Here is a 12,582-nt window from a genome sequence, read left to right as displayed (position 1 = left end):
TAAAGTCAGCCCTAAGATGACAATGTTCTTATTAAGTTTTGGTAATCTTCTTTAATTTCGTGGCTTTCGTCACGTAGTGATTTTATCTTACGACATGCGTGTAATACGGTCGTATGATCGCGTCCACCAAATGCGTCACCAATCTCAGGTAAGCTGTGATTAGTTAATTCTTTAGATAATGCCATGGCAACTTGGCGTGGCCTTGCTATAGAGCGGCTGCGGCGCTTAGACAATAGATCTGACACTCGAATTCGGTAGTACTCAGCAACGGTGCGCTGAATATTATCTATCGTAACCAGCTTATCTTGCAAGGCAAGTAAATCGCGTAGTGCTTCTTTTACAAAATCAATCGAAATTGGACGACCTGTAAAATTAGCATTAGCAATTACACGGTTAAGTGCGCCTTCTAGTTCACGTACATTTGAACGTAATTTTTTGGCGATAAAAAAGGCAACTTCATGTGGCAAGTTAATCTTACTTTGCTGTGCTTTTTTCATCAAAATAGCAACGCGAGTTTCAAGCTCTGGTGGCTCAATCGCGATTGTTAATCCCCAACCAAAACGTGATTTAAGACGGTCTTCGACCCCTTCAATCTCTTTTGGATAACGATCAGAGGTTAAAATAATTTGTTGGTTGCCTTCAAGCAATGCATTAAAGGTATGAAAAAACTCTTCTTGTGAACGCTCTTTATTAGCAAAAAATTGAATATCATCAATCATTAATGCGTCAACACTGCGGTAATAACGCTTAAATTCTTCTATCGCATTATTTTGCAGTGCCTTTACCATATCTTGAACAAAGCGTTCTGAATGCATGTAAACAATTTTAGCATCTGGCTTTTTTGCCATAATGCCGTTACCTACTGCATGTAATAAGTGAGTTTTACCTAAACCAGTACCACCGTAAATAAATACAGGGTTAAAAGCAGAGCCAGGATTATCGGCAACTTGAGTGGCCGCTGCTTTTGCTAATTGGTTTGATTTACCCTCAACAAAGCTGTCAAAGGTATAATTTTCTTTAATGTTAGATTTGTAGCCTGACTTAGGTGCAGGTTCAACAACAGGCTTTTGCTCACGAGGCTGTTGTTTTGTAGAAGCTTGTGGTGCTGATTGTGTTTCTATAACCGGTGCAGCTTGTGCATTTAATAAAGGCTTACTACCTACATCAAAACGTAGCTTTGGTGCTTCAACACCACAAATTTCTACTAATAATTCGTTAATTCTATTTAGGTACTTTTCTCTTACCCAATCAAGCACAAAGCGATTAGGTGCATAAATCGTCAAGGTATCTTCGGTACTTTCTGCTTGTAGTGGTCTTACCCACATACTGAATTGCTGCGAAGGCAGCTCATCTTGCAATACATATAAACAACTTTGCCAAACCGACAGATACACAGTTAAACTCCCAGAGATATAATTTTTATTCCCGCACATCATTAATGATTATAAATCATACATTTATTGCGTTCAAATGGTCCAATAAGCGACCCAAGACCGCGTATTATGAAGGCACTTTATCCACAAGTAAAAGATTGATTTTTATAAAATTGTTGATATCGATGTATAAAATCATTAACAACCTGATTTAAAACAGTTTTTATTTTAGATCCGAAGAGGAGATCATAACAAAATAACACCAAGATCGCGAACCAAATTTACGATCCAATTTTCTTTTCCCCCGCTTTTATTCACTTTTTATACAGGGGCTGTGGAAAACTTCTTATTTATGATGATCCTATCAGATCGCTCTACATGATCTCTTTATGGACCATAAGTAGGCTATATACTGCGAACGTAATTATGATTGACTTTACGTTACTTACTCTATAATATCTCGCGCTCGCAATGGCACCTATGCCAGGATCGCGACCTGTATAGGATGTTTTAACTTTAACCGATCGGATGAGATTGTTATGAAAAGAACTTTTCAACCTAGCGTTTTAAAACGCAAACGTGCACACGGCTTCCGTGCTCGCATGGCAACTGTAAATGGCCGTAAAGTATTAGCACGTCGCCGCGCTAAAGGCCGCAAAGTTCTTTCTGCTTAATTTATAAGTGGAAGACTTTAGCTTTGGCAGGGAGTTACGTCTGTTAACTCCCTCGCATTACTCTCGTATATTTAATGAACCCGCTCGGGCTGCAACTCCTTTCTTTACTCTATTAGCTAAACCAAATGACCAAGAAAAACCTCGGTTAGGTCTTACTGTTGCTAAAAAACGCGTAAAAAAGGCATGCCAACGAAACCGTATTAAACGTCTCGCTCGCGAAAGTTTTCGTTTAAATCAACACAGCATCGATAATATTGATATTGTGCTTATGGTGAAAAGTGGTATTGATGAACAGTCTAATGAAGAAATAACCAAACAACTTACTAAATTATGGCGAAAAATTAACGAACGCTGTAAACCAGGTGCACCTAAACCGCCACCTTTTAAGAAACGCCCAAACAAATCAGCTAAATCTAATAAACAAACCTAATTGCAATAGAATTGCAGGGTTAATTAATGTATCTTTAGCTCACCTTTTAATCATGCATTTAAAATTTCTAATTGAGTCTTTAAATACATGATATCTATCTCACTAAACTTAAGTAGGGGCATAAACATCATGAGGTTAATTAAACCACTTGTTGCTTTTCCTAAGGTTTGTTTAGTGTTATTTATTCGCGGTTATCAAAAGTGGATTAGCCCGCTGTTAGGTCCGCATTGTCGTTTTAATCCAAGCTGCTCACATTATGCAATTCAAGCAATTAATTTGCATGGATTTATAAAAGGTAGTTGGTTAGCTTTAAAACGCATATTAAAATGCCATCCTTTACATTCAGGTGGAGACGACCCCGTACCTGAAAAATTAACCCATATTAACCACCAACACGAGAAATAAGAGCTGTTATGGAATCGCAACGCACGTTTTTATTAATTGGCCTAATGCTAGTGTCGTTTTTATTGTTCCAAGAATGGGATAATGATTACAACAAGCCTAAAGCCGATCCAAGTGCCACAACACAAACACTACAAGCAAATTCACCAGAGTCGGATGATTATATTCCTTCATCGTCAGATTCAGGTTTACCCGCTTCAACAACTTTAGCTAAACGTTCAGTTATTGAAATCACAACTGACGTTTTTAAAGTTAAAATTGACACCAAAGGCGGTGACATTGTTGAAACAGACCTTCTTCAATACGAAGAAACTAAAGGAAGTGACACTCCTTATATGCTTCTTGGTCAGCTTGATAGTGGCAAACAATACTTTTCACAAAGTGGCTTAATTGGCTTAAATGGCCCTGATGCATCAGCTAATGGTCGCCCTACTTATAGTACCGAACAAAAATCATATACCTTAACGAGTGATGAGCTTCGCGTTCCACTTCAGTTTACTGATAGTAATGGTGTTAGTTTTACTAAAACGTATGTATTCAAAAAAGGTCAGTATGACGTAGGCTTAGAATACAAAGTTAACAACACTACCAGCGCACCTCTTCAAGTACAGCTATACACGCAAATTAAGCGTACCGTACAAGAAAAAGGTAGCATGGTTGATCAAAACTATTTAGGTGCTGCATACGGTACTGACGAAGAACCATACGAAAAGTATAGTTTTTCGGATATGGCTGATAAAAACCTAAACAAAAACACGCAAGGTGGTTATGTTGCATTTATACAACATTACTTTGTAAGTGCTTGGGTTCCAATGCAGGATCAAACAAATACAATTTATAGCTTAATTACAAAAAGTAATGCCGCTATTATTGGTGCTAAAGATCCCGCTGTAAATATTCAAGCTGGTAGTGAGCAAATACTAACTGCTACTTATTATATGGGTCCGAAAGAGTCAGATATTCTTGAAGCAATTCACCCAGACTTAGACTTAACTGTAGATTACGGTTGGTTATGGTTTATTTCGCAACCTTTATTTGTATTGCTAAAATGGCTACATAGCATTTTAGGTAACTGGGGTGTAGCAATTATTGCCATCACTATTATCGTTAAATCGTTAATGTACCCACTTACTAAAGCGCAATACACTTCAATGGCAAAAATGCGTGCCCTACAGCCTAAAATGGCAGCTCTTAAAGAAAAGTTTGGTGATGACCGTCAAAAGTTCGGCCAAGCAACTATGGAAATGTACAAAAAAGAAAAAGTTAACCCAATGGGTGGCTGTTTCCCTATTTTGCTACAAATGCCAATTTTCTTAGCCTTGTTCTACGTATTCTTAGAGTCTACTGAACTTCGCCATGCTGAATTTATTTTTTGGTTAACTGACCTTTCTGCACAAGACCCGTACTACGTATTACCAATCTTGTTTGGTGCGAGTATGTTTGTGACGCAAAAACTACAGCCTATGACGGTAACTGATCCAATGCAGCAAAAAATGATGACCTTTATGCCGGTTATCTTCTCTGTATTTTTCTTATGGTTCCCATCTGGTTTAGTTCTTTACTGGTTAGTGTCTAACCTTATTTCTATTGTCCAGATGTTAATCATCTACCGTGGCATGGAAAAGAAAGGAATTAAAGTAAGAGGCTAGCGCCTATACCCAAGCCACATCAAGATGCAAAATTCAGCGTTTCACAGGGGCTTAAGATCAAGGCGTTACTTTGCAAGAATGGCAGTCCCTTTTAAAAAGTAACAACGATGAAATTAAGTACCTGTGAAACGCCCAAAGGGTTGGTTTAAAAGCGATTTATACTGCGTTATTGATTTTAACAATAGAACCACTATTATTCTCAATCAATGCCTTGCCTAAATAGCTTTTAACTCCAACTGAAACTCGCATCTTGAGATGGCTTGGGTATATTACTTATATAAAGGCGACTTCGGTCGCCTTTTTTATTGCCTGTTTTTCACCAGAGTATTCGCGAGTGTTTATTTCATAGGTTACAATACCGCCATAAAGTTACTCATCGTTGGCAAATTAATAGCATGATCAATCAAGATACAATTGCAGCACAAGCAACTGCCCCCGGACGTGGTGGTGTTGGTATTATTCGCGTTTCAGGCAGCCTTGCTAAAAGTGTCGCCGAAAAAGTAGTAGGTAAAATTCCTAAAGTTCGCTACGCCGATTACGTGCCATTTAAAAGCCTAGCTGGCGAGCAACTTGACCAAGGTATTGCCATTTACTTTGAAGGTCCTAACTCATTTACTGGTGAAGACGTACTTGAATTACAAGGCCACGGCGGTCCTGTAGTACTTGATATGCTACTTAAAGAAATTAGTAAAATAGAGGGCGTTCGTTTAGCAAAGCCTGGTGAGTTTTCTGAGCGCGCATTTATGAATGACAAGCTTGATTTAACACAAGCAGAGGCCATCGCCGACTTAATTAATGCTACAAGCGAACAAGCTGCCAAAAGCGCCCTACAGTCTCTCCAAGGTGAATTTTCTAAACACATAGAAACGCTTGTAGAAAAAGTAATTCACTTACGTATGTATGTAGAAGCGGCAATAGATTTTCCTGATGAAGAAATTGATTTTTTATCAGACGGTAAAGTATCAGGCGACTTAGACGCCATTATTACCCAGCTTAATACCGTAACCAACCAAGCAAAACAAGGTAGCATCATGCGCGAAGGTATGCGTGTTGTTATTGCTGGGCGCCCAAATGCCGGTAAATCAAGCCTACTAAACGCCCTAGCTGGTCGTGAAGCTGCAATCGTAACAGAAATAGCCGGTACCACTCGCGACGTACTACGAGAGCATATACATATAGATGGTATGCCATTGCATATTATAGATACCGCAGGCCTACGAGAGAGCCCAGATAGAGTAGAACAAATAGGTATTGAACGGGCGTGGGATGAAATAAACCAAGCCGATCGCGTTTTATTTATGCTTGATGGCACTGACACTATAGATACTGACCCGCATAAAATTTGGCCTGAATTTATGGCCAAATTACCAGAAGGTATGGGGGTTACGGTCATCAGAAATAAAGCTGATTTATCGGGTGATATAGTCGGAATGGAGCAAGAGCAACAATACCCGGTCATCAGCTTAAGTGCTAAAAATGCTGACGGTATTGAGCTTGTTCGCGAGCATTTAAAAGCCTGTATAGGCTTTCAAGGCGCAACAGAGGGTGGCTTTATGGCGCGCCGTCGTCATTTGGATGCGCTAGAGAGTGCTGCGTATCATTTAGAAACAGGTAAAACACAATTAGAAATGCACATTGCTGGTGAAATATTGGCTGAAGAACTGCGTTTAACACAGCAGTATTTAAACGAAATAACCGGTGAATTTACCTCAGACGACTTACTTGGCAAGATATTTAGCTCATTTTGTATTGGTAAATAAGCACCTTATTACAGATATATTTTTATTATAAGAGCACTTAGGTGCTCTTTTTTTATGTAAAATATTCACTATAAAATATGTATTTGTACCGTCAATCCCAGCCAGTTCTGCCAATTAAATCATACCCAAAGCGATAATTATTACCAGCCAGATTATGTAGATTAGACAGTGAAAAGAGCCTTTAAGTAAGGTATTAATAGCGCAAGTAACACCCATTTTAAGGTCAAAACCGATACATATTTCAAACAAAAATACGTTTTAAAATCGTTATCCTCCACACAAAAGTTAGTTATAAATAGCTTTTTTATAATTACCTAGCTCATAAAAACTGATGTTATTTGCTCAATTTAAGAGCTAAAACGTGACGATAAACACTCTAAAAAACCAACTTTATACAACATATGGACAGACGATCACTGCGGCTTTTTAATAAAAATGACTCGAGATTTGAGTGCGTCAAACTTTTGATCTACCAATCCACTAGCAAAATACATAAAAAAGCAGCTATAAATACGCATTAAATTAAATATATTGAGATCACTTATCCACAAAACCTAATTTTTAGCTCAAATAAATAGTAAATTGAGCCACCTCGCAGAGAAAAACCTAATGTTCTATTAAAAATTATCTGTTTATAAGCTTATTTTTAATTAATTTCGTTAGATCAGCCCAATTAGATCATTTAATAAAATTATTTTCGATCTAAATTTAAGGTTATCAACAACCTTTATATCCACATTATGATCACCTTGTGCTTTTTATGCCTAGATTTATAATTAAGTCTTTCACTAAATAGTAATATCAATAACTTAGCGATTATTAAACAACCTAAAAGGTGTGTTTAAACAGAGCTTTCCCCACTGTTATCAACAACTTGATCAGAAGATTACATTTAAAGATATTTTGTTAACCCCTATAATATCAACAACTTAAGGAGCCGCTTTCAAATAAGAATAAAATTAGCACAAAATTAGCACAAAAATAGTTATACAAAAAAGCACTCTTAACTTTACTGTTACTCACACTCAGTTATCATAGGCAGCAATTAAAACCAATGTGATCACTAATATTCATGAGTTCAGTAAATCTTATTGTTGGCAGCCAAATGGGATCAGCCGAGTATGTTGCAGAGCAACTAAGCGACGCGCTTAATAACCTTGGTATTACTACACAACTATATGATCAACCTGAATTTAGCGATATTGATCAGCAAAATACCATTTGGTTAATTTGCACATCTACTTATGGTGCAGGTGATTATCCTGAAAACTTTATTAGCTTTGTTGAAGATGTGACTCAAGCTAATGATTTATCAGAATTAAAATACTCAGTAATCGCTTTAGGTGATACCAGTTATGACACTTACAACCAAGCTGGACGTAATATAGATGCCTTATTATCTCAAAAAGGCGCTATAAAAGTAGCAGAACGCTTAGAGCTTAATATTCTCGATGAAGCACTACCAGAAGACACAGCATTAGCATGGTTAGACTCTTGGATAACCAAAACAGGCTTAAAATAGATAGATCAAGTAAAAAGTTATATATAAAGTTACCCACAATTTACTAATAATTTAATAGATTTTGTGGATAAAGATTGAATAAACTGCTTTTTAAAGCATGCTTATCCATGGGATAAGATCCAACTGATTCAGCCCTGTGCATAAGGTGCCTTTTTGATCAGAGCTTATTTGCTGGATGATCCGATCATATTAACACCTTTAGATCTGATCTAATTTCATGTTTTAAATGAAGATCTAAACCTTATCAACAGAAAAGCTGATCAGTAGTAGTAATAGTAATAAAAGATCTCTTTAAAAGATCCTTTATATTATTAGAGATCACATACTTAGATCTTGCTCTTTGTTTAATCATTTATCTTCTGCCAATTTCTAGGTAGAATACGCTCCCTTTTGAAGTTTACCGGTTTGATTTAAGTAGGATCCCATTAATGATTTTTCACGAAAATTTTGACGTTATCGTAGTAGGTGGTGGACATGCTGGCACTGAAGCCGCATTAGCAGCTGCCCGTATGGGGATGAATACCCTGCTACTGACTCACAATATGGATACCCTTGGTCAAATGTCTTGTAACCCAGCGATTGGTGGGATTGGCAAAGGTCATTTGGTAAAAGAAATTGATGCGCTTGGCGGTGCAATGGCACAGGCCATTGACAAAGGCGGGATCCAATTTCGCACACTAAACTCTTCAAAAGGACCTGCTGTTCGTGCAACTCGAGCACAAGCAGATCGCGCTTTGTACAAAGCAGCTATTCAAACAACATTACAAAATCAAGATAACCTTAAGATTTTTCAACAATCATGTGATGATCTTATTGTTGAAAACGATCGTGTTACTGGCGTAGTAACTCAAATGGGTTTACGTTTTAGTGCTCCAAGTGTTGTTTTAACCGTGGGTACCTTTTTAGGCGGCCAAATACACATTGGTTTAGAAAATTACAAAGGCGGTCGTGCTGGTGATCCACCATCAATTGCATTGGCTGAACGTTTACGCGAACACCCTTTTAGAGTGGATCGCTTAAAAACAGGTACTCCGCCACGTATTGATGCACGTACTGTTGATTTTACAAAAATGGAAGCACAGCCTGGTGATATGCCAACACCTGTATTTTCATTTATGGGTAAACAATCAGATCACCCACAACAAATACCGTGTTACATCACTTACACCAACGAAAAAACACATGATGTTATTCGTAAAAACCTACATCGCTCACCTATGTACTCAGGTGTTATTGAAGGTATTGGTCCACGTTACTGCCCATCAATTGAAGATAAAATTGTACGTTTTGCAGATAAAGATAAGCACCAAATATTTGTTGAACCTGAAGGCTTAACATCATACGAATTATATCCAAATGGTATTTCTACTAGTTTACCGTTTGATGTACAACTTGAGATTGTGCAATCTATTTCTGGTTTTGAAAATGCACATATTTGTCGACCAGGCTATGCAATAGAATATGACTACTTTGATCCACGCGATTTAAAGCAGTCTTTAGAAACAAAATTTATCGAAGGCTTATTTTTCGCGGGTCAAATTAACGGCACTACCGGTTATGAAGAAGCGGGTGCACAAGGCTTAATTGCAGGTATGAATGCTGCATTAAAAGTGCAAGGTAAAGATTCTTGGACGCCACGTCGCGATGAAGCATACGTGGGCGTATTAATTGACGACTTAGCAACACTAGGTACGAAAGAACCGTACCGGATGTTTACTAGCCGTGCCGAATACCGTTTACTACTTCGTGAAGATAATGCAGATATTCGCTTAACTGAAAAAGGCCGTGAGCTGGGTTTAGTTAATGACGAACGTTGGCAGGCATTTAACGAAAAAATGGAAGTAATTGAGAAAGAAAAACAACGCATTAAAGATACGTGGATTCATAAAGATCACGTCGTTGTTGATCAAGTAAATGCATTACTAAAAACACCATTAACTCGTGAAGCAAGTTTAGAAGAATTACTTCGTCGTCCAGAGGTTCGTTATAACGATCTTATGGCTATTGACGGTTTAGGATCTGAATTTACAAACGTAGCAGCACTTGAACAAGTTGAGATCCATACTAAGTACGCAGGCTATATTGCGCGTCAACAAGATGAGATCAATAAGCAGCTTCGTCATGAGCAAACAATTTTACCAAAAGAGTTTGATTACAAAACTGTATCAGGTTTATCAAATGAGGTTGTTGCTAAGCTTATTGAGTCACGTCCAGACACTATTGGCCAAGCATCGCGTATTTCTGGTATCACCCCAGCGGCGATTTCGCTATTATTAGTGTATCTGAAGAAGCAAGGCTTATTACGCAAATCTGCGTAACGATAAGGGTACATAGTGTTACAGCAACAATTAACTACATTGTTAGCGCAAACTAATATTGCGCTAACGGAAAAACAACAGCAACAGCTAGTTCGTTACGTCGAGTTATTAGATAAGTGGAATAAAGCTTATAATTTAACTTCGGTACGCTTACCTGAAGAAATGATGATTAAGCATATTATGGATAGTTTAGTTGTTGCACCTCACTTACCCGGTCATCATTATATTGATGTTGGCACTGGGCCTGGCCTTCCGGGCATTGTATTAGCGATTGCATTACCTAACACACAATTTGTGTTATTAGATAGTCTAGGTAAACGCGTTCGCTTTTTAATGCATGTTAAACATGAGCTTGGCCTTGATAACGTAACACCTGTTCAGTCAAGAGTTGAAGAATATCAGCCAAGTGTTAAATTAGATGGCGTACTCAGTCGTGCATTTGCTTCATTACAAGATATGGTTGACTGGTGTTCGCACTTAATTGATCATTCGGGTAAATTTATAGCGCTTAAAGGTGTGTTCCCTAGTGAAGAGCTAGAGTCATTACCTACTGGCGTTAAGTTTGAGCAAAAAATTGCATTAGAAGTACCTAAGTTAGATGCACAACGACATTTAATTATTCTTTCTAAAGACTAGGGATCAGAGACACCGTGGCAAAAGTCATCGCATTAGCAAATCAAAAAGGTGGAGTGGGTAAAACTACAACCGCTGTTAACCTCGCTGCGTCTATGGCTGCAACGAAACGTAAAGTGCTGTTAATTGATCTCGATCCGCAAGGCAATGCGACTATGGGAAGTGGCGTAGATAAGTACGGCGACGTACCAACTATTTACGACTTACTAATTGAAGATAAACCTATAGAAGACGTTATTATCAAAGAAACGTCTGGCGAATACCATATGATTGCTGCAAACGGTGATGTAACCGCTGCAGAAGTTAAACTTATGGAATTATTTGCCCGTGAAGTGCGTTTACGTAACGCACTTGAAAAAATTCAGGATCAGTACGAATTTATTTTTATCGACTGTCCACCCTCTTTAAATATGTTAACTGTTAACGCAATGGCCGCAGCTGATTCTATTTTAGTGCCAATGCAGTGTGAGTATTATGCACTTGAAGGGTTAACCGCATTAATGGATACGATTACGCAGCTTGCTAAGTTAGTAAACCCTAGCTTACAAATTGAAGGCATACTTCGTACTATGTATGATCCGCGTAACCGTTTAGCGAATGACGTATCAGAACAATTAAAACAACATTTTGGCGACAAAGTATACCGTACGGTGATCCCGCGTAATGTTCGTTTAGCAGAGGCACCTAGTTTTGGTACACCTGCTATGTATTATGACCGGGCATCAAGTGGCGCTAAAGCATATTTAGCACTCGCTGGTGAAATGTTACGTAGAAAAGAAAAAACAGCGTCCGTTGTCGCCTAACTTTGAGGTAAAAAAATAACATGTCTGCTAAAAAACGAGGTTTAGGCCGAGGACTCGATGCACTTTTAAGTTCGTCAAAGCCTGCACCAAGCGTAAGCAAGGAACAAGACACATCAAACGTGACTGAAGCTGTAAAAAATGCGGCTGAGCCAACTAACAGTGAATTACAAAAACTCCCAATCGAGTTTTTACACTCTGGTAAATATCAACCTCGTAAAGACATGTCCGAAGAGGCACTAGAAGAGCTTGCTAGTTCTATTCGCTCACAAGGTATTATTCAACCTATAGTCGTGCGCCCTATTGCACAAAATAGTTTTGAAATTATCGCTGGTGAGCGTCGTTGGCGTGCAGCGCAAATAGCTAAGCTTGAAACAGTACCTTGTATTATAAAAGACGTACCAGATGAAGCTGCAGTTGCTATTGCGCTAATAGAAAATATTCAGCGTGAAGACTTAAATGCCATGGAAGAAGCGGTTGCGTTAAATCGCTTACTTAATGAGTTTGAACTAACACATCAACAAGTAGCAGATGCAGTTGGTAAATCACGTACTACAGTAACTAACTTACTTCGTTTAAATAATTTAAACAGTGATGTAAAAATTCTGTTAGAACATGGCGACATTGAAATGGGGCACGCTCGTTGTTTATTAGCCCTTGAGGGAGAAGCACAATCAGATGCTGCTCGTTTAGCTGTCGCTAAAGCACTAACCGTTCGTGAAACCGAAAAGTTAGTTCGTTCAATTTTAGAACCAGTGCCAGCTAAAGAAATAGCTGAAAAAGATCCAGATGTTAAACAGTTAGAGCAACAACTCGCTGAAAACCTAGGTGCCAAAGTAGAAATAAATTACAACAAAAAAGGCAAAGGTAAGCTTGTTATTTCTTATACTAATTTGGACGAACTTGACGGCATTTTAAATCGCATTAATCAAGACAATACCCACCATTAGTTTTCTACATGTCTAAAAAGGGACATTTGTAGCTATTTCGTGTTACAAAGCGTCTACTCAAGTTGCAAAAC

General features: G+C 38.2%; 11 protein-coding genes. 10 read left to right on the top strand and 1 reads right to left on the bottom strand.

Going from position 1 to position 12,582, the window contains the following annotated elements; translation table 11 throughout:
• Nucleotides 1–11: 11 nt before the first annotated feature.
• Nucleotides 12–1,394 carry a chromosomal replication initiator protein DnaA gene (gene dnaA, locus AC5NT5_RS00055; protein WP_494514194.1) on the bottom strand — a complete coding sequence of 461 codons (1,383 nt, stop codon included), beginning with the start codon at nt 1,392–1,394 and terminating at the stop codon, nt 12–14.
• Between the two features lie 518 nt (nt 1,395–1,912).
• Between dnaA and rpmH the strand changes: the two genes are divergently transcribed.
• The 10 genes from rpmH to AC5NT5_RS00005 all read left to right on the top strand — a co-directional run bounded on the left by rpmH (nt 1,913) and on the right by AC5NT5_RS00005 (nt 12,511).
• Nucleotides 1,913–2,047 (top strand): 50S ribosomal protein L34, encoded by a 135-nt coding sequence (gene rpmH, locus AC5NT5_RS00050; protein ID WP_004335215.1) that lies wholly within the window; start codon nt 1,913–1,915, stop codon nt 2,045–2,047.
• Nucleotides 2,048–2,054: 7 nt separating this feature from the next.
• On the top strand, nt 2,055–2,477 hold the full coding sequence (gene rnpA, locus AC5NT5_RS00045; RefSeq protein WP_494514195.1) for a ribonuclease P protein component: 423 nt from the start codon (nt 2,055–2,057) through the stop codon (nt 2,475–2,477).
• Between the two features lie 129 nt (nt 2,478–2,606).
• The gene (gene yidD / locus AC5NT5_RS00040) at nt 2,607–2,882 is read left to right on the top strand and encodes a membrane protein insertion efficiency factor YidD (protein ID WP_149594807.1); all 276 of its coding nucleotides are present in this window, start codon (nt 2,607–2,609) and stop codon (nt 2,880–2,882) included.
• A gap of 8 nt (nt 2,883–2,890) precedes the next feature.
• Nucleotides 2,891–4,528 (top strand): membrane protein insertase YidC, encoded by a 1,638-nt coding sequence (gene yidC / locus AC5NT5_RS00035; protein WP_494514196.1) that lies wholly within the window; start codon nt 2,891–2,893, stop codon nt 4,526–4,528.
• A 395-nt stretch (nt 4,529–4,923) separates the two neighbouring features.
• Nucleotides 4,924–6,288, top strand: coding sequence for a tRNA uridine-5-carboxymethylaminomethyl(34) synthesis GTPase MnmE (gene mnmE / locus AC5NT5_RS00030; RefSeq protein ID WP_494514197.1), 1,365 nt, complete (start codon nt 4,924–4,926; stop codon nt 6,286–6,288).
• A gap of 1,072 nt (nt 6,289–7,360) precedes the next feature.
• Nucleotides 7,361–7,810, top strand: coding sequence for an FMN-binding protein MioC (mioC, locus tag AC5NT5_RS00025; protein ID WP_494514198.1), 450 nt, complete (start codon nt 7,361–7,363; stop codon nt 7,808–7,810).
• 428 nt (nt 7,811–8,238) lie between these two features.
• A complete protein-coding gene (gene mnmG, locus AC5NT5_RS00020; RefSeq protein WP_494514199.1) occupies nt 8,239–10,128 on the top strand; it encodes a tRNA uridine-5-carboxymethylaminomethyl(34) synthesis enzyme MnmG in 1,890 nt (629 codons plus the stop codon).
• A gap of 15 nt (nt 10,129–10,143) precedes the next feature.
• The gene (rsmG, locus tag AC5NT5_RS00015; RefSeq protein WP_188162265.1) at nt 10,144–10,764 is read left to right on the top strand and encodes a 16S rRNA (guanine(527)-N(7))-methyltransferase RsmG; all 621 of its coding nucleotides are present in this window, start codon (nt 10,144–10,146) and stop codon (nt 10,762–10,764) included.
• A 14-nt stretch (nt 10,765–10,778) separates the two neighbouring features.
• Nucleotides 10,779–11,564 (top strand): ParA family protein, encoded by a 786-nt coding sequence (locus AC5NT5_RS00010; protein ID WP_004335235.1) that lies wholly within the window; start codon nt 10,779–10,781, stop codon nt 11,562–11,564.
• 20 nt (nt 11,565–11,584) lie between these two features.
• On the top strand, nt 11,585–12,511 hold the full coding sequence (locus AC5NT5_RS00005; protein ID WP_149594801.1) for a ParB/RepB/Spo0J family partition protein: 927 nt from the start codon (nt 11,585–11,587) through the stop codon (nt 12,509–12,511).
• Nucleotides 12,512–12,582: the final 71 nt, after the last annotated feature.

Source organism: Pseudoalteromonas sp. J2K-J599 (assembly GCF_059295115.2).
Note: the sequence above shows the minus strand (reverse complement) of the source record. Positions and strands in the feature narration are given on the sequence as shown.